Raw genomic sequence first — 16493 nt, 5'->3', positions numbered from 1 at the left:
CTTTGCCATTCCATTCGCTTTTCACGGGGACTTGAATCATGAGCGTCACTCTCGGAACACCGCTGTCGCCCACCGCCGTCAAGGTCATGCTGCTCGGCAGCGGTGAACTCGGCAAGGAGGTGCTGATCGCCCTGCAACGCCTCGGCGTGGAGACCATCGCCGTCGACCGCTACGAGAACGCCCCGGGCCAGCAGGTCGCCCACCACGCCCGCACCATCACGATGAGCGACCCGGCCCAGCTGCGCGCGCTGATCGAGAAGGAGCGCCCGGACCTGGTCGTGCCCGAGATCGAGGCCATCGCCACGCCCATGCTGGAGCAGCTCGAGGCCGAGAAGGTCGTCCGCGTGATCCCCACCGCCCGCGCCGCGCGCCTGACGATGGACCGCGAAGGCATCCGCCGCCTCGCCGCCGAGACGCTCGGCCTGCCCACGAGCCCGTACGTCTTCTGCGACTCGCTCGCCGAGCTGCAGGCGGCCATCGACTCCAAGATCGGTTACCCCTGCGTGGTCAAGCCGGTGATGAGCAGCTCGGGCAAGGGCCAGAGCAAGATCGACGGCCCGGCCGACGTGCAGAAGGCCTGGGACTTCGCGATGGCCGGCGGCCGCGTGAGCCACGGCCGCGTGATCGTCGAGGGCTTCATCGACTTCGACTACGAGATCACCCAGCTCACCGTGCGCGCCGCCGGTGCCGACGGCCAGACCGAAACCCACTTCTGCGAGCCCATCGGCCACGTGCAGGTCAAGGGCGACTATGTCGAGAGCTGGCAGCCGCACCCGATGCACCCGGCCGCGCTGCAGCGTTCGCGCGACATCTGCAAGGCCGTGACCGACAACCTCGGCGGACATGGTGTCTTCGGCGTCGAACTGTTCGTGAAGGGCGACCAGGTCTGGTTCAGCGAGGTCAGCCCGCGTCCGCACGACACCGGCATGGTCACCATGACCACCCAGTGGCAAAGCGAGTTCGAGCTGCACGCCCGCGCCATCCTCGGCCTGCCGGTCAGCACGGCGCTGAAGAGCCCGGGCGCAAGTGCAGTCATTTACGGGGGTGTCGAAGCCACCGGAATTGCCTACGATGGTCTTGACGAAGCCCTGCGCGTGCCCCAGACCGACGTGCGCCTGTTCGGCAAGCCCGAGAGCTTCGAGAAGCGCCGGATGGGTGTCGCGCTCGCGTACGACGCCGACGTGGAAGTGGCTCGCCGGCGGGCCAAGGAGGCTGCGTCGAAGGTGCGTCCGCGCAAAGGCTGACGCGCCCGGGGGAAGGGGACAGGCGCTCCGCCGTGCGCTTGTCCTACAGACGGTCCCAAACGCGGCCGACAGTGGTGGAGAAGGGGGTGAACGATAGTTTGGTCACGCTCCGGGACAAATGGCATGAGCCACGAGTCCGACAGGAGTTCCATACTCACCCTCACTGTCGTCGTCGAGGTCACCATGAACACCATGCTGGCGCCCAGGATCGGCTTCCCCCTCGTCCCGAGGGATGCCTGGGCCGTTGCCGGTGGTGTGCTGGCCTTCCTGGCCGCGGTCTCCCTCGCCCCCGACACCGCGTACGCCCAGGACGTGGCAGCCATCCCGGCCGCCAGCGGCGAAACGATGAACTCCCTGCTCGGTCGCATCGCCCCGGCCACCCTCGCCGCCGCCCCCCGCCTCACCGTCGAGCACGAGCGAGTGCTCGACGACGAACGCGCCCCCTCCAGCCGCACCGGCCTCGACGCCTACGGCCGCCCGCTCGTCGAGCTGGGGGGTGTGACGTACCGGTGGTGGGTCAGCCGCGGCGCGTCGAACTTCGGGGTGGGCGTGGGCGCGCTGGGCTACGTCGTGCCGCCCACCGAACCCGGCGGCGCCCAGGCGCTCGCCTACAGCAGTTCGGTGCTCACCCTCGGCTGGCGCTACCAGGTGGACGACCACTCCACCGTCTTCGCCGACGCCTCCGGCGCCCGCCGCTTCGACGCCGACACCAACGACCGCTACAGCACGAAGGTGGGTGTGGCGTGGAAGGCCCGCAGCAACAAGTTCGGCCTCGACGGCGCCTCCCGCAGCGTGGCGTTCCAGCTCGACTCGGGTTACAAGATGTCGCTCCGGGTGCGGCGCAACGGCGTCGGCCTGTACGTCAAGGGCCAGTTCTGACGGCCCCTCCCGCGCGGATCCTCCCGCGCGTCACTTTGTCACGCTGCCCGCGGCGGGCCCTCATTCGCGGGCGTTCACTCCGGCACGGCGGCTGCTACTGTTCGCCCCATGCGTTCCCGTCGGCCAAGGGGCCTCGGTGCGCGAATAACAAATGGGGTGGTCAGATGAATCTGGCGTGGATGATCTCGGCGGGCACCGCCGCCGGGCTGGGAATGATCGTGGGCGGCGCCATCGCATGGCAGTGGTGCTCCAGCCGTGCGATGAAACGCCAGCGTCGGCTCGTCGCCTCCGCGCGGGAGCAGTACGCCACGGGCACGCAGGGACTGCGCGCCACCAATGCCCGCCTCCAGGCCTCGCTCGACAAGGAAAAGCTGGCCATCCAGGGGCGCCTCGCGGCCGCGGCGGCCGATCACCGCGCCGAACTGGTGCGGCTCGAGGGCCAGTTGCGCTTCGCCTATGCCGAGATCGATCGTTTGCAGGCCCGCGGCACGGGCGAAGGCGCCGCGCCGGGCGTACCCACCGATGCCCACGGGTTTGCCCTCACCCGGCCGTTCGAGCGCTGAATCGGTCCTGCCACCGGGCTCGTCCGTGTGGCAAACACCCCGCTTTGGGGGCATGAAGTTGTCGGCCGCGGGCAGGGGGCTTTCGTAGAATCGACGGTTTGGAGCCAACGGGTGGAGTGGTACCGCGTCCGACGCGGAATTCCGATGGACCGACGGGCACGATCCCGCGGCCTCCCCCCGATACACCGTGAACCTCGAATTCGCCATCCCGTCATGGGCCGCCTGCGGTCCTGGTCTGTCGACGCCCGCCGATTGGCGCGCGTGGGCGGCCGCGCCCTGCGTGCCGGCCGGCGAACCGCGCCCCGACCTGTCCCAGGTGCCCGCGATGGTGCGGCGCCGCCTCAACGCGCTCGGCCGCACGGCGCTGCAGCCGGCGTTCGACGTGCACACGCCGGCGCCCGACGTCCCCGTGGTGTTCGCGTCGCGGTACGGCGACGCCTCCCGCGCGCTCGACCTGCTCGCCGAACTCGTCCGCGGCGAGGCGCTGTCGCCCACGTCGTTCGGCCTCTCCGTGCACAACGCCATCGGCGCGATGTACTCCATCATCCGGGGCGACCGCAGCAACTACCTGTCCGTGGCCGCCGGCCCCGGCACGGCGGCGGCCGGCCTCGTCGAGGCCGCGGGCCTGCTGGCCGACGGCGCACCCGAGGTGCTGGTGGTCTGCTGCGACGCCCCGCTGCCCGGCGGCTACGCCACGTTCGAGGACGGGCCGGCCGCGCTCTACGCCTGGGCGTGGCGGGTCACCGCCCCCGTGGCCGGGCAGGTGCGCTACTCGCTGGCCGCCGAGCCGGCGGCGGCCGCGTCGGAGCCGGCGGCGCTGCCCTTCGGCCTCGACGTGATGCGGTTCGTCGCCGCCGACGCCCCGAGCCTCACCCGCACGGCCTCGGGCACGGCCTGGACCTGGCGGCGCCACGATGCTTGAGCGCCTCGAACGCGTGTGGCGCATCGTCGCCACCGGCCTGTGCTTCACCACCTTCGGGCTGGGCGGGCTGGCGCTGCGCGTCCTCGTGTTCCCCTGCGTGCGCTGGTCCACCCGCGACCCCGAGCGCCGCGCGGTGCGGGTCAAGGCCATCATCCGCACCACGTTCCGCGTGTTCGTCGCGATGATGCGCCGGGTGGGGGTGCTGAGCCTCGAGATCCACGGGCTGGAGAAGCTGCAGGGCGGCGGCCGGCTCATCGTTGCCAACCATCCGTCGCTGGTGGACGTTGTGTTCCTCATGTCCTGCATCGACCGCGCCGACTGCATCGTGAAGAGTTCGCTCGCGCGCAACCCCTTCACGCGCGGGCCCGTGGTCGCGGCCGGCTTCCTCTGCAACGACGAAGGCGCGGGGCTCGTGGAAGACTGCGTCGCCTCGGTGCGGCGCGGCAACAACCTCATCATCTTCCCCGAGGGTTCGCGCACGCCGCTGCCCGGTACCCCGCCGCTGCCGCTGCAGCGCGGCGCCGCCAACATCGCCGTCCGAGGCGAGATCGACATCACTCCGGTGCGCATCCGCTGCCATCCGCCCATGCTGGCCAAGGGCGTGCCGTGGTACCGCGTGCCGCCCCGTCGCGGGCACTTCGTCATCGAGGTGTGCGACGACATTCCCGTGGCCCCCTTCCTGCAGGCCCGCAGCGCTGCCATCGCCACCCGCGAACTCACTGCGCACCTGACCGACTACTTTTCCCTGGAGATCCGCCGTGCCGTCACTTGAACTCGAGCTCAAGGAGCTGATCATCTCCTCGCTCGCGCTGGAAGACATCCGTCCCGAGGACATCGATTCCGACGCCGCCCTGTTCGTCGAAGGCCTCGGCCTCGACTCGATCGATGCCCTTGAACTGGGCCTGGCGCTGCAAAAGCGCTACGGTGTGCACATGTCGGCCGACTCCGCCGAGACCCGCAAGCATTTCGCCAACGTCAAGGCGCTCGCCGCATTCGTCGCCGCGAACCGCAAGCCCGCCCAACCGACCTGAACCCGATCCACCGCTCGCCCCGGGCCGCCATCATGACCAAAGACGACATCTACCAACGGATCGTCTCCATCCTCCACGAGACGTTCGACATCGCGCCCGAGCGCATCTCGCCCACGTCCACGCTCAACGGCGACCTCGACATCGACAGCATCGACGCGGTCGACCTCATCGTGCAGCTCAAGCCGCTCGTGGGCAAACGCCTGCAACCCGACGCGTTCAAGTCGGTGCGCACCGTGCAGGACGTGGTCGACGCGCTCTACCAGTTGGTTCACGACCCCGCGGCCTGAGTCCGGCCGCCACCGACATGACCTTTCGTCCGCTGACCGTGCTGTTGGGCGCGGTCACGCTTGCCTACCCGTTCCTCGTCTACGCCGGCATCGCCCACCTCCAGCCCCAGTGGCTCGCGCTGCTGCTCGGCGGCGTCGCGCTGCTGCGCGCGCTGGCGTCCCGCACGGCGTTCTGGTGGGTGGCCGCCGCGGGCGCCGGTGTGTTGGCCGCGCTCGGGTTCGCGGGCAACAGCCTGCTGCCGCTGAAGCTCTACCCGCTGCTCGTCAACGCCGTGTTCCTGGTCGTGTTCGCGATCAGCCTCGTGCACCCGCCGTCGGCCATCGAACGTTTCGCCCGCCTCACCGAACCCGACCTGCCGCCCGAGGGTGTGGCCTACACGCGCCGGGTGACCCAGGTGTGGTGCGGCTTCTTCGTGCTCAACGGGTCGATCTCCCTCGCCACCGCGCTGTGGGCGTCGAACGCCGTCTGGGCGCTTTACAACGGACTGATCAGCTACGGGCTGATGGGGCTGCTGTTCGCGGGCGAATGGCTCGTGCGGCGGCGCGTGCGTGCCCGCGTGCACGCGGAGGCCGCCCATGGCTGAGTGGCTGCCGCTGACCGAGGTCGCCTCGGCGCCGGGGTTCGGCGCCCGGCCCGTGGCGCGCGTGGACGGCGTCGTGCGCGACCGCACGCGTTTCCTCGCCGAGGTCGCCGCCTGGCGTGCCGCGTTCGAGGCCGTGGCCGGCCCGCGCGTCGCCCTGTACTTCGACGACACCTGGACCTTCGCCTGCGCGCTGTACGGCGCGTGGCATGCCGGCAAACACGTGTCCCTGCCGGGCGACACCCAGCCCGCCACGCTGCAGCGCGTGCTGCCGGGCGTGGACGCCTGCGCGGGTGAACTGCCCGGCGCCATCGGACCGCGCGAGGGGGCCGCGGTGACACCACTCGCCGCGCTCGATGCGCAGCGCACCGGCCTCGTCGTGCACACGTCGGGCTCCAGCGGCGAGCCGGTCGAGATCGCCAAGTCGCTCGCCCAGCTCGATGCCGAGATGGACACGCTGCAGGCCGCCTTCGGCGCGCAACTGGCCGCGCGCGACGGCGCCGAGGTGTTCGCCACGGTGTCGCACCAGCACATCTACGGGCTGCTGTTCCATGCGCTGTGGCCGCTGGCCTCGGGCCGCGTGCTCGTGGCGCACCGGCTGCAGTACCCCGAGGAGATGGCCGCGCAGCTGGGCGGCACGTCCGTGCTGGTCACGAGCCCGGCGCACCTCAAGCGACTCCCCGACACGCTCGACTGGTCGGCCGCGCGCGCGGGCCTCCTGGCCGTGTTCTCGTCGGGCGGCCCGCTGCCGCCCGAGGCCGCGGCCACCACCCTCGACCTGCTGGGCCATTCGCCCACGGAGGTGTACGGCAGCTCCGAGACCGGCGGCATCGCCTGGCGCCGCCGCGCCGAACACGGCGACCGCTGGACCCCGCTGCCCGGCATCGACTGGCGCGCGGGCGACGAGGGTCAGCTCAGCGTGCGTTCGCGCCACCTGCCCGACGGCGCCTGGTTCGAAACGGCCGACCGCGTGGCCGCCGACGGCGACGGTTTCGTGCTGCGCGGCCGGGCCGACCGCATCGTGAAGATCGAGGAAAAGCGCGTGTCGCTGACCGCGATGGAGCAGGCGCTGCTTGCCGGCGGCGACCTCGCCGAGGCGCGCGTGATCGAGCTGCCCGGCGACACCGGCCCGCGCCTCGCCGTGGTGGGCGTGCCCACGCCGGCCGGAAGCGCCCGCCTCGCCGAAGGCAAGCGGGTGCTCAACGAACGGCTGCGCGCCCAGCTGCTGCAGGTGGTCGAGCGTGTGGTGCTTCCGCGCCGCTTCCGCTACCTCGACCGCCTGCCAGCGAACGCGCAGGGCAAGACGCCGCTCGCCACGCTGCAGGCGCTGTTCCGCCCGGTGCGGCCCGAACCCGAGTGGCTCGAGCGCGGCGAGCTGAAGGCCATCGCCCGGCTGCCCATCGACCCCGAGTTGCTCGTGTTCGACGGGCACTTCCCCGCCGTGCCCATCCTGCCCGGCGTCGCGCAGCTCGACTGGGCCGTCGGCTTCGCCCGCGAGTGTTTCGCGATACCACCCCGGTTCCTGCGCCTGGACGTCCTCAAGTTCCAGAGCCCGGTGCGACCGGGCATGCTGCTCACGTTGACGCTCACCTGGCGTCCGGAAACCGGTTCGCTCGCGTTCACCTACACGTCCGACGCCGGCCCGCACGCGAGCGGCGCCGTCGTGTTCGGAGCCGCCGATGCCTGAGGCCATGCCGTACCGTCCGGTGGTCGTGATCCCGGTCTACAACCATCCCGCCACCATCGGCACGATGGTGGCCGCGGTGCGCGCCCACGGCCTGCCGTGCGTGCTGGTGGACGACGGCAGCGAACCGGGCTGTGCCGCCGTGCTCGACGCGCTGGCCGCGTCCGGCCCCGACGTGACGCTCGTGCGCCTGACCGTCAACCAGGGCAAGGGTGGCGCGATGATGGCCGGCCTGCGCGAAGCGCTGCGCCGCGGCCACACGCACGCGCTGCAGATCGACGCCGACGGGCAGCACGCCACGGCCGACATCCCGGCCTTCATCGCGCTGTCGAAGGCCTCGCCCGGTGCGGTCATCTGCGGCACGCCGGTGTACGACCGCTCGGTGCCGAAGGGCCGCCTGTACGGCCGCTACCTCACGCACGTGTGGGTGTGGATCAACACGCTGTCGCTCGACATCCGTGACTCGATGTGCGGCTTCCGCGTCTACCCGCTCGCCCCCACCGTGGCCGCCATCGATGGCGCGCGGCTCGGCCGGCGCATGGACTTCGACCCCGAGATCCTGGTGCGCCTGCACTGGCGCGGCGTGCCGTTCGTGCACCAGCCCACGGCGGTGACGTACCCGCAGGACGGCATCTCGCACTTCCGCGGCCTCGAGGACAACGTGCTGATCTCGCGCATGCACGCCCGGCTCTTCTTCGGCATGCTGCTGCGCCTGCCGATGCTGCTCTGGCGCAAGGTGGCGGCATGAAGCCCGTTCACTGGGCCGATGTGGGCGAGAGCACCTTCGTGCTCGGCCTGCGCTTCCTCGTGGCCGTGTACCGCCTGTTCGGGCGCGTGCCTTTCCTGCTGGTGCTCTACCCCGTGGTCTTCTACTACCGCGTGCGCCGCGGCGTGGCGCGCCGCGCGTCGATGGAGTACCTGCAGCACCTGCAGGCCACCCACGGCAGCCTCGGGCAGGAACCCACATGGCGCCACGGCCTGCGGCACTTCCTGTCGTTCGCCGACACGCTGCTCGACAAGACCCTCGCGATGAGCGGCCGCTACCGCTTCGAGAACATCCGCTTCGACGGCGTCGAGGCCATCCTCGAGCTCACGAAACGCGGCCAGGGCGCCGTGTTCGTCACGGCCCACATGGGCTGCCTCGAGATGTGCCAGGCAGCCATCAACCGCACGCGCCGCATCCGCCTCAACGTGCTGGTGCACACGGCCCACGCCGAGCAGTTCAACCGCCTGCTGGGCCGGCTCGACCCCGACGGCGCGGTGCGCCTGATCCAGGTCGCCGAGATCACGCCGGCCACCGCGGTGCTGTTGTCCGAGTGTGTCGCGCGTGGCGAGTTCGTCGCCATCGCGGGCGACCGCGTGCCGGTCGGCGGCGGGCGCACGGTGCGCGTGCCGTTCCTCGGCGCCGAGGCCGACTGGCCCGTGGGCCCGTACGTGCTCGCCGCGCTGCTCAAGTGCCCGCTGTTCCTGATGGCCTGCCTGCGCGAGGGCGACGGCCACACCCTCCACTTCGACCGGCTCGCCGACGAGGTGGTGCTGCCGCGCCGCTCGCGCGACGAGGTGTTCGCCACGCTGGCCGGGCAGTACGCGCAACGGATCGAAACGTTGCTGGCGCGATCGCCCTACGAGTGGTTCAATTTTTTCCCGTTCTGGGCCCAACGATGACACGTTCCACCTCCGACCTTCCCACCGTGCTGTTCGACGGGAGCCGCCTCGGCCTCGACGACATCGCCGCGCTGTCGGAGCGCCGCGCGCGCGCCGTGCTGTCGCGCGAGCCCGCGTTCATCGCCCGCATCGCCCGCGGCGCCGACTTCCTCGACCGCCTGCTGAAGGAAGACGGCGTCGTCTACGGCGTCACCACCGGCTACGGCGACTCGTGCACCGTCACCATCCCGCCCGACCTGGTGGCCGAGCTGCCGCACCACCTCTACACGTACCACGGCTGCGGTGCCGGCCGTTTCCTCACGGCCGAGGAGACCCGCGCCGTGCTGGCCGTGCGGCTGGCGTCGCTCGCGCAGGGCATGTCCGGGGTCAGCGTCGCGCTGCTCTCTCAGCTCGAAGCGCTGCTCGTGAACGACGTGCTGCCGCTCATTCCCGCGGAAGGGTCGGTGGGCGCGAGCGGCGACCTCACACCGCTGTCGTACGTGGCCGCCGTGCTGTGCGGCGAACGCGACGTGCTGTACCAGGGCCGCACGCGCCCGGCCGGCGAGGTGCTCGCCGAACTGGGCATCGCGCCGCTGCGCCTGCGGCCGAAGGAAGGCCTGGCCATCATGAACGGCACCGCCGTGATGACGGCGCTCGCGTGCCTCGCGTTCCGTCGCGCCGACCGCGTCGCGCGCCTGGCCACCCGGCTCACCGCCTGCAACGTGGTGGCCAGCAGCGGCAACGCCCACCACTTCGACGAGACGCTGTTCTCGGTGAAGCCCCACGCCGGCCAGCAGCGCGTGGCCGCCCGCTTGCGCGCCGACCTCGACACGGGTTCCGCCGCGCGCGCCAGCCGCAACGAACAACGCCTGCAGGACCGCTACTCGCTGCGCTGCGCCCCGCACGTGATCGGCGTGCTCGAAGACGCGCTGCCGTTCTTCCGCTCGCTGATCGACAACGAACTCAACAGCGCGAACGACAACCCCATCATCGACGCCGAGGGCGAACGCGTGCTGCACGGCGGCCACTTCTACGGTGGCCACATCGCCTTCGCGATGGACGGCCTGAAGAACGCCGTCGCCAACGTGGCCGATCTGCTCGACCGCCAGATGGCGCTGCTCGTCGACACTCGCTACAACCACGGCCTGCCGTCGAACCTGTCGGGCGCCACCGGCCCGCGCGCGGCCATCAACCACGGGCTGAAGGCGCTGCAGATCAGCGTGTCGGCATGGACGGCCGAGGCGCTCAAGCAGACCATGCCGGCGTCCGTCTTCTCGCGGTCCACCGAGTGCCACAACCAGGACAAGGTCAGCATGGGCACCATCGCCGCACGCGACTGCCTGCGCGTGCTCGACCTCACCGACCAGGTGCTCGCCGCGATGCTGATCACCGCGCGCCAGGGCCTCGCGCTGCGCCGCCGCGCCGACCCGTCGCTGGCCGTGCCCCCCGCGCTGGCCGCATTCGAAGCCGACCTGTCCGACCGCGTGCCGCTGGTCGTGGAAGACCGTGCACTCGATCGTGACCTGCAGGCGCTGCTGGCGGCGCGCGATGAAGCGGTCTGGAATCCGCACGCATGAGCCAGCCCGACCTGACCTACGAACACGTCCTCCGGCCGGAGTTCTACGACGTCGACCCGATGGACATCGTGTGGCACGGCAACTACGTGAAGTTCCTCGAGGCCGCGCGGTCGGCCATGCTCGAGAGCTTCGGGTACGGCTACCGCGACATGCGCGACTCGGGCTACGCCTGGCCCATCGTCGACCTGCGCCTGAAGTACGTGGGCTCGGCCGTGTTCGGTGAACCCATCGTCGTGCGCTGCGAGATCGTCGAGTGGGAGAACCGCCTGCGCATCGAGTACGTGATCCGCGACCAGGCCACCGGCCGCAAGCTCACCACGGGCCACACCATCCAGGTGGCCGTCGACATCGCCACGCGCGAGATGTGTTTCGTTTGCCCGCCGGTGCTGTGGGAGCGGCTGGGGGTGAGCGCTTGAAGCGGCGCCACCTGATCGCCGCCGCACTGGTGTCCGTCGCGGTGCCCGCGTTCGCCGCCGGCAGCGACGTGCTCGCCCAGGTGCGCCAGCGCCTCGCCGACGCGCCGGTGCTCAAGGGCGCGTTCGAACAGCGCAAGACCGTCAAGGGCTTCCGCAACCCGCTCGTGTCCCGCGGCGACTTCCTCGTCGCGCGCGAGCGCGGCGTGGTGTGGGCCACGCGCGAGCCGTTCGCGTCGCAGCTGATCGTCACGCGAGACCGGCTGCTGTCGAAGCAGGCCGACGGTTCGGTCAACACGCGGGTCGACGCCGCCCACGAGCCGGGCATCCGCGCCGTCAACGAGATGCTCTTCGCGCTGATGGCCGCCGACCTCGCCGCGCTGTCGGCCCGGTTCGAGATCGACGGTGCGCTGCAGGGCAAGGACGGCTGGCGCCTCGCGCTCAAGCCGCGCGACGCCGCGCTCGCGCAGTGGGTGGCCCGCATCGAACTCGAGGGCGACCGTTTCGTGCGCAAGGTGCGCTTCACCGAAGCGGGTGGTGACAGCAGCGAGATCGTGCTGTCCGGCCACGTCACCGCCGCGGCCCTGACCCGCGACGATGCAGCCCGCTTCGACTGACCGCCGCGCCTGGGCGGCAGCCGCGCTGCTGTGGCTGGCCTGCGTGCTGGCCGTGGCCGGGCACCAATGGCACTTCTGGCGGCACGCGGCGATCGACACCGACGTGCTGGCGCTGCTGCCCGAGAACGAACACGAACCCGAGATCACCGAGGCCACGCGCCGCCTGGCCGACCGCGCGCAGCGGCAGGTCATCGTGCTGCTGGGCGCGTCCGACTGGCCCACGGCGAAGGCCGCCGCCGCTGCGTGGCGCCAGGCGCTGCCCGCGTCCACGCTGAAGCCGGCGCCCGGCCTCGACGGCGGCAGCCTCGGCCGCGCCGTCGACTTCTACCGCCCGTGGCGGGACCGCCTGCTGACGGCCGACCAGCGTGCCGACCTCTCCCGCCAGCCCGCGTCCGCCTGGGTCGACAAGTCCCTCGCCACGCTGTTCCAGCCGGCAGCCGGCCTGCGCCTGTCGGACTGGGCGGCCGACCCGCTCGCGCTGTGGAGCCGCTGGTGGACCGATCGCGCGGCCGACACGAAGCTGCGCCCGCGCGACGGCGAACTGTGGGTCTCGGTCGAGGGGCGTGAATGGATCGCGCTGCCGTACGAGGTCAGCGGCTCGGCGTTCGCGCTCGACGGCGAGGCCGTGCTGGGCCGGGCGCTCGGCGCGGCCGATGCCGCGGCGCGGGCCGTGGCGCCCCAGGTCATGCTGCTGCGCGCCGGCGTGCCGCTGCACGGCGAGGCCGCGGCCGTCCAGGCCAACCAGGAGATCAACACCATCGGCTGGGGATCGCTCGCCGCCGTGCTGCTGCTCGTGTGGCTCGCGTTCCGGTCGCTCCGGCCCATCGTGCTCGTGGCCCTGTCGCTCGGCGTGGGCGTGGCCGCGGCGCTGTCGGTCACCGTGTGGTGGTTCGGCCAGGTGCACCTGATCACGCTCGTGTTCGGCGCGAGCCTCGTGGGCGTGGCGGAGGACTACGGCATCCACTACTTCGCGTCGCGCCAGGGGAATCCCGATGCCGCGCCGCGCTCGCTGATGCGCCAGCTGCTGCCGGGCCTCGCGCTCGCGCTGGCCACCAGCGTGCTCGCGTACCTCACGCTCGGGCTCGCGCCGTTCCCCGGCCTGCGGCAGATGGCGGTGTTTTCGGCCGTGGGGCTCACCGCCGCCTTCCTCACCGCCGCGTGCTGGTTCCCGTGGCTCGACCGCGGCGCCGTGCGGCCCACGCGGTTCGCCGCCAAGGTGGCGGCCAGCCTCGACCGCTGGCCGCGCCTCGGGTGGTCGCCCCGTGAGCTGCTGCTGTACGCCGTGGTGCTGGCGCTGTGCGCCGGCGGCTGGTGGCGCGTGCACACGAACGACGACATCCGCCAGCTGCAGGGCTCGCCCGCCGCGCTGATGCAGTCGCAGCGCGACGTGGGCCGCCTGCTCGGCGTGCCGAGCCCGGCGCAGTTCTACCTCGTGCGCGGGGCCGACGCCGAATCGGTGCTGGCGCGCGAGGAGGCGCTGAAGGCCCGGCTCGACACCCTCGTGCGCGATGGCCGGCTCGCGGGCTACCGCGCCGTGTCCGACTGGGTGCCGTCGGCCGCGCGCCAGGCCGCCGACGCGGCGCTGACCGCGAAGGTCGAAGGCGAGGTGGTGGCCGCGGTCAACACACGGCTGGGTGAAGCGCTGCGGCGGCCGGCGTTCGACGCGGCGCCGCTGACCCTCGACCGCTGGCTGGCCGACCCCGTGTCGGCCCCGTCGCGCGACCTGTGGCTGGGCCCGGTGCGTGGCGGTGTGGCCAGCGTGGTGATGGTGCGCGGCCTGCACGACCCGGCGCTGCTGCCGCAGCTGGCGGCGTTGTCCGAGGGGCTGGAGGGCGTGCGCTGGGTCGACAAGACCGCCGAGGTCTCCGACCTGCTGGGCCGTTACCGCGTCGCGATGACGTGGCTGCTGGTGCTGGGTCACGTGGCCGTGTTCGTCCTGCTGTGGTGGCGCCTTCGCGGCCGCGCGTGGCGCGCGTCGCTGCCGGCGGTGATCGCGAGCGGCCTCGCGGTCGCGATCCTCGGGTACATGGGACAGCCGTTCCAGCTCTTCACCGTGCTGGCCCTCGTGCTGCTGCTGGGCATCGGGGTCGACTACGGCATCTTCCTGCTGGAGCACGACGGGGATCCGTCGGCCTGGCTGGCGGTGGTGCTCGGCGCGGCGAGCACCTGGTTGTCCTTCGGTCTGCTGGGCTTGTCGGCCACCCCCGCGTTGCGGGCGTTCGGGCTGACCTTGCTGTTCGGTGTGCTGCTGGTGTGGATGATGGCGCCGCTGTTCCGGCCGCCGGCGGTCAGTGACCGCCCCGGATCCGCACCGCCGGCATCGCCACCTCACGGCCCATGACGGCCCGCGCGTAGAGGTACTCGCGGCGGTCGCGGTCGCTCAGGCCGTCCATGTCGACGTGGCCTTCGGCGTCGCACGGGAACGCGAACACCTCGCCTTCGGGCACCAACGGCTGGAACCGGAGTTCGTAGCGGCACGGGTTCATCGACGAGGTGTTCATGGTCTTGCTCCTGGCGGGCCAGCGATCGATTGCGGCCTTGGATCAAGCGTAGGTGTCACCCCTGCTTGCTGCCATGCCCCATTTGTGGGAGGTGCCTCCCCCAAATGACTTAGGACATGACCCGCACGAGGGGGATCAGATGCCCGGTTCAGGGGGTGTGACCGCCCTTGACGCGGCCTCGCCCCTCGACAGGTCCACGCGGCGCAGGCACAGCAGGCCGCCGACGAAGAACAGCGCCGTCACCGCCATCGCGGCACGGTGGTTGCCGAACGTGACCATCGTGAAGAGCCCGTAGGTCACGGGGCCGATGATCGCGGACAGGCGCGTCGCGAACGTCCACAGCGCGAAGAACTCGGCGCGCCGGTCCTCCGGCGTGAAGAGGCCCACCATCGCGCGCCCCGCCGACTGGCTCGAGCCCATGCACAGGCCCGCCACCACGGCGGCGATCCAGAACAGCACCGGGCCGGTGGACGCCACCGCCAGGCCCGTCATCACCAGCCAGCCCACGAGCGTGACCTGCAGCGCGGGCTTGTGCCCGATGCGGTCCTGCCAGTAGCCGAACGCGAACGCGCCGAGGGCCGACGCGATGTTGACGAGGAAGACCAGCAGCATCGTGTCGGTGTCGGTGAAGCCGATGGCTTCCTTCGCGTACACCGCCGCGAGCGTGATGACGATCGAGATGCCCGCCTGGTAGCTGGTGCTGCACGCGAGGAACCACACGTAGTCGCGGTAGCGGCGCGCGTGCTGCCACGTGCCGGCCAGGCGGCGCAGCGAGGCGCCGATGCCACCGTCGTCCGTCGCGGCCGCGGCGGCCGGCACGGCCCGCTCGCGCAGCAGCAGGAACGTGGCGAGCGACGCGGCCCCATACACGCCCGCCGTGATCAGCATCGTCACCGGCACGTACGACGTGGCGGGCACGCCGCGCGCCGAGGCCGACAGCACGTAGGCGAGCGACAGGCCCAGCGCGAGCATGCCGCCCACGTAGCCGAGGCTCCAGCCCCAGCCGGAGACACGGCCCATCGAATCGGACCGCGCGAGTTCGGGCAGGAAGGCCGCGACCAGCGATTCGCCGTACGAATACGCCACGTTCGAGACGATGACCGCGGCCACCGCGAGCCACAGGCTGCCCGGGCCGGCGAGTGCGAGGGCGCAGGTGCCGAGCACGCAGGTGGCCGTGGTCAGGCCGAGCAGGCGCTTCTTCGCGCCGCGCAGGTCGGCCCAGGCGCCCAGGGCCGGCAGCGTCAGCATCACGACGAGGCTCGACGCGGCGATGGTCAGCGTCCACGCCAGCGTGGCCCACGAGGCCCCGCCCGCTACCACCGACACGAAGTACGCGTTGAACACGGCGGTGAGCACGACGGTCGTGTACCCCGAGTTCGCGAAGTCGTACATGGCCCAGCCGAAGACCTCGCGCTTGCGCACGCCGTCGTTGAGCGCGTTCTGGGGGAAGAGGGCCATGCGGGGCAGTGTAGCCAGCCTGCATGTCAGGTCGCTGCACAATGGGCCATGGCTTCCTCCCACGTGACGTCCCCGCAGTTCGGGCACCTGCGCGCCCACCAGTTCGCCGGCCTGTCCCCCGGGCCCCGCCTGATCGTGCTGGGCGGCGTGCACGGCAACGAGGTGTGCGGCACCCTCGCGATCCGCCGGCTGCTCGGCGAACTCGAACGCGGCGAACGTGCGGTCTCGCGCGGGCTGCTGACGCTGGTGCCCGCCGCCAACCCGCTCGCCGGCGCCCGGGTCACCCGTGAGGGCGAGCGCAACCTCAACCGCCGCCTCGTGCCCCGCGCCGACCCGGTCGACTACGAGGATCACGTCGCCAACGTGCTGTGCCCGATGCTCGCGGCCCACGACGTGCTGCTCGACCTGCACTCCTTCCACACCGCCGGCCGCCCGTTCGCGATGATCGGCCCGCCGGACAACACCGGTGCGCTCGAACCCTTCGCCCACGCCGACGCGGAGACCCGCCTCGCGCTGCACCTGGGGCCCACCCGCCTCGTGGAAGGCTGGCTGGAGACCTACGCGAAGGGCGTGGAGCGTCGCGGCCCCGGCGCCGACCCGTCCTACGGCGTGGGCACCACCGAGTACATGCGCTCGCAGGGCGGCTACGGCATCACGCTCGAATGCGGCCAGCACGAGGACCCGCAGGCGCCCGAGGTGGCGTACCGGGCGATCGTGCAGACCCTCGCGCTGCTGGGCCTGACGGGGGAGACCCCCGCGCCGCCGGCCCCGGCCTTCCAACTGCTGGTCCTGGCCGACGTGGTGGACCGCCAGCATCCGGACGACCGCTTCGTGCGGGACTGGTCCAGCTTCGATCCGGTGGCGGCCGGCGAGCCGATCGGCGTGCGCCACGACGGCACGGCCGTGGTGGCCCCGGCCGACGGGCACGTGGTGTTCCCGAACCCGCGGGCCGTGCCCGGGGCCGAATGGTTCTACTTCGCCCGCCCCGGGCAGCGTGCACAAATCCCCGCGAAATCAACCTAGGGGGCGATACCCCTGCAAGGGTGACAGGAACCGCCCGCGCGATGGGGGAAAATCGCGGTTTGTTTTCTC

18 protein-coding genes are annotated in these 16493 nt (G+C 71.7%); 16 read left to right on the top strand and 2 right to left on the bottom strand.

The features are described 5' to 3' along the window. Nucleotides 1–38 precede the first annotated feature (38 nt). The 15 genes from purT to A4W93_RS25920 all read left to right on the top strand — a co-directional run bounded on the left by purT (nt 39) and on the right by A4W93_RS25920 (nt 13783). Entirely contained in the window at nt 39–1244 is a 1206-nt protein-coding gene (gene purT / locus A4W93_RS25990; protein ID WP_085753379.1) for a formate-dependent phosphoribosylglycinamide formyltransferase, read from the top strand. A 183-nt stretch (nt 1245–1427) separates the two neighbouring features. After that, nucleotides 1428–2123 carry a hypothetical protein gene (locus A4W93_RS25985; RefSeq protein ID WP_085753378.1) on the top strand — a complete coding sequence of 232 codons (696 nt, stop codon included), beginning with the start codon at nt 1428–1430 and terminating at the stop codon, nt 2121–2123. Nucleotides 2124–2287: 164 nt separating this feature from the next. After that, nucleotides 2288–2686 carry a hypothetical protein gene (locus tag A4W93_RS25980; protein WP_157131781.1) on the top strand — a complete coding sequence of 133 codons (399 nt, stop codon included), beginning with the start codon at nt 2288–2290 and terminating at the stop codon, nt 2684–2686. Nucleotides 2687–2873: 187 nt separating this feature from the next. Next, the gene (locus A4W93_RS25975) at nt 2874–3608 is read left to right on the top strand and encodes a beta-ketoacyl synthase chain length factor (RefSeq protein ID WP_085753376.1); all 735 of its coding nucleotides are present in this window, start codon (nt 2874–2876) and stop codon (nt 3606–3608) included. Beyond that, entirely contained in the window at nt 3601–4380 is a 780-nt protein-coding gene (locus A4W93_RS25970; RefSeq protein WP_085753375.1) for a lysophospholipid acyltransferase family protein, read from the top strand. The genes A4W93_RS25975 and A4W93_RS25970 overlap by 8 nt, the downstream gene beginning before the upstream one ends. After that, entirely contained in the window at nt 4367–4639 is a 273-nt protein-coding gene (locus A4W93_RS25965) for a phosphopantetheine-binding protein (protein WP_085753374.1), read from the top strand. Before A4W93_RS25970 ends, A4W93_RS25965 begins: the two co-directional genes overlap by 14 nt. Before the next feature lie 32 nt (nt 4640–4671). Continuing rightward, a complete protein-coding gene (locus A4W93_RS25960) occupies nt 4672–4926 on the top strand; it encodes an acyl carrier protein (protein ID WP_085753373.1) in 255 nt (84 codons plus the stop codon). A gap of 17 nt (nt 4927–4943) precedes the next feature. Next, nucleotides 4944–5510: a COG4648 family protein gene (locus tag A4W93_RS25955; RefSeq protein ID WP_085753372.1), complete on the top strand. Its 567-nt coding sequence runs from the start codon at nt 4944–4946 to the stop codon at nt 5508–5510. Continuing rightward, nucleotides 5503–7194: an ApeI family dehydratase gene (locus A4W93_RS25950; RefSeq protein ID WP_085753371.1), complete on the top strand. Its 1692-nt coding sequence runs from the start codon at nt 5503–5505 to the stop codon at nt 7192–7194. The genes A4W93_RS25955 and A4W93_RS25950 overlap by 8 nt, the downstream gene beginning before the upstream one ends. Further along, nucleotides 7187–7939: a glycosyltransferase family 2 protein gene (locus A4W93_RS25945; RefSeq protein ID WP_085753370.1), complete on the top strand. Its 753-nt coding sequence runs from the start codon at nt 7187–7189 to the stop codon at nt 7937–7939. Before A4W93_RS25950 ends, A4W93_RS25945 begins: the two co-directional genes overlap by 8 nt. Further along, nucleotides 7936–8856 carry a lysophospholipid acyltransferase family protein gene (locus tag A4W93_RS25940; protein WP_085753369.1) on the top strand — a complete coding sequence of 307 codons (921 nt, stop codon included), beginning with the start codon at nt 7936–7938 and terminating at the stop codon, nt 8854–8856. Before A4W93_RS25945 ends, A4W93_RS25940 begins: the two co-directional genes overlap by 4 nt. Further along, on the top strand, nt 8853–10412 hold the full coding sequence (locus A4W93_RS25935; RefSeq protein ID WP_085753368.1) for an HAL/PAL/TAL family ammonia-lyase: 1560 nt from the start codon (nt 8853–8855) through the stop codon (nt 10410–10412). Before A4W93_RS25940 ends, A4W93_RS25935 begins: the two co-directional genes overlap by 4 nt. Then, the gene (locus A4W93_RS25930; RefSeq protein ID WP_085753367.1) at nt 10409–10828 is read left to right on the top strand and encodes an acyl-CoA thioesterase; all 420 of its coding nucleotides are present in this window, start codon (nt 10409–10411) and stop codon (nt 10826–10828) included. Before A4W93_RS25935 ends, A4W93_RS25930 begins: the two co-directional genes overlap by 4 nt. Further along, entirely contained in the window at nt 10825–11442 is a 618-nt protein-coding gene (locus A4W93_RS25925) for a LolA family protein (RefSeq protein WP_085753366.1), read from the top strand. The genes A4W93_RS25930 and A4W93_RS25925 overlap by 4 nt, the downstream gene beginning before the upstream one ends. Beyond that, a complete protein-coding gene (locus A4W93_RS25920; RefSeq protein ID WP_085753365.1) occupies nt 11423–13783 on the top strand; it encodes an MMPL family transporter in 2361 nt (786 codons plus the stop codon). The genes A4W93_RS25925 and A4W93_RS25920 overlap by 20 nt, the downstream gene beginning before the upstream one ends. On the opposite strand, the gene A4W93_RS25915 is transcribed toward A4W93_RS25920, so the two are convergent. Then, nucleotides 13731–13943 (bottom strand): hypothetical protein, encoded by a 213-nt coding sequence (locus tag A4W93_RS25915; RefSeq protein WP_085753364.1) that lies wholly within the window; start codon nt 13941–13943, stop codon nt 13731–13733. The genes A4W93_RS25920 and A4W93_RS25915 overlap by 53 nt on opposite strands. A 135-nt stretch (nt 13944–14078) precedes the next feature. Continuing rightward, complete coding sequence (locus tag A4W93_RS25910) at nt 14079–15401, bottom strand: MFS transporter (RefSeq protein ID WP_085753363.1); 1323 nt, start codon at nt 15399–15401, stop codon at nt 14079–14081. A gap of 48 nt (nt 15402–15449) precedes the next feature. Here A4W93_RS25910 and A4W93_RS25905 point away from each other — a divergent pair, with 48 nt between their 5' ends. Next, nucleotides 15450–16424 (top strand): M14 family metallopeptidase, encoded by a 975-nt coding sequence (locus A4W93_RS25905; RefSeq protein ID WP_085753362.1) that lies wholly within the window; start codon nt 15450–15452, stop codon nt 16422–16424. The last annotated feature ends 69 nt before the right edge of the window (nt 16425–16493 follow it).

This window comes from Piscinibacter gummiphilus, assembly GCF_002116905.1.
In the GTDB taxonomy this organism is placed as follows: Bacteria; Pseudomonadota; Gammaproteobacteria; order Burkholderiales; family Burkholderiaceae_C; genus Rhizobacter; species Rhizobacter gummiphilus.
Note: the sequence above shows the minus strand (reverse complement) of the source record. Positions and strands in the feature narration are given on the sequence as shown.

What these genes read in the sequence shown, in the direction of transcription:
- A4W93_RS25930 (WP_085753367.1), top strand. Translation starts at nt 10,409, where the DNA reads ATGAGCCAGCCCGACCTGACCTACGAACACGTCCTCCGGCCGGAGTTC.
- A4W93_RS25985 (WP_085753378.1), top strand. Translation starts at nt 1,428, where the DNA reads ATGAACACCATGCTGGCGCCCAGGATCGGCTTCCCCCTCGTCCCGAGG.
- A4W93_RS25935 (WP_085753368.1), top strand. Translation starts at nt 8,853, where the DNA reads ATGACACGTTCCACCTCCGACCTTCCCACCGTGCTGTTCGACGGGAGC.
- A4W93_RS25950 (WP_085753371.1), top strand. Translation starts at nt 5,503, where the DNA reads ATGGCTGAGTGGCTGCCGCTGACCGAGGTCGCCTCGGCGCCGGGGTTC.
- A4W93_RS25955 (WP_085753372.1), top strand. Translation starts at nt 4,944, where the DNA reads ATGACCTTTCGTCCGCTGACCGTGCTGTTGGGCGCGGTCACGCTTGCC.
- A4W93_RS25960 (WP_085753373.1), top strand. Translation starts at nt 4,672, where the DNA reads ATGACCAAAGACGACATCTACCAACGGATCGTCTCCATCCTCCACGAG.
- purT (WP_085753379.1), top strand. Translation starts at nt 39, where the DNA reads ATGAGCGTCACTCTCGGAACACCGCTGTCGCCCACCGCCGTCAAGGTC.
- A4W93_RS25920 (WP_085753365.1), top strand. Translation starts at nt 11,423, where the DNA reads ATGCAGCCCGCTTCGACTGACCGCCGCGCCTGGGCGGCAGCCGCGCTG.
- A4W93_RS25905 (WP_085753362.1), top strand. Translation starts at nt 15,450, where the DNA reads ATGGCTTCCTCCCACGTGACGTCCCCGCAGTTCGGGCACCTGCGCGCC.
- A4W93_RS25970 (WP_085753375.1), top strand. Translation starts at nt 3,601, where the DNA reads ATGCTTGAGCGCCTCGAACGCGTGTGGCGCATCGTCGCCACCGGCCTG.
- A4W93_RS25915 (WP_085753364.1), bottom strand. Translation starts at nt 13,943, where the DNA reads ATGAACACCTCGTCGATGAACCCGTGCCGCTACGAACTCCGGTTCCAG.
- A4W93_RS25940 (WP_085753369.1), top strand. Translation starts at nt 7,936, where the DNA reads ATGAAGCCCGTTCACTGGGCCGATGTGGGCGAGAGCACCTTCGTGCTC.
- A4W93_RS25980 (WP_157131781.1), top strand. Translation starts at nt 2,288, where the DNA reads ATGAATCTGGCGTGGATGATCTCGGCGGGCACCGCCGCCGGGCTGGGA.
- A4W93_RS25910 (WP_085753363.1), bottom strand. Translation starts at nt 15,401, where the DNA reads ATGGCCCTCTTCCCCCAGAACGCGCTCAACGACGGCGTGCGCAAGCGC.
- A4W93_RS25945 (WP_085753370.1), top strand. Translation starts at nt 7,187, where the DNA reads ATGCCTGAGGCCATGCCGTACCGTCCGGTGGTCGTGATCCCGGTCTAC.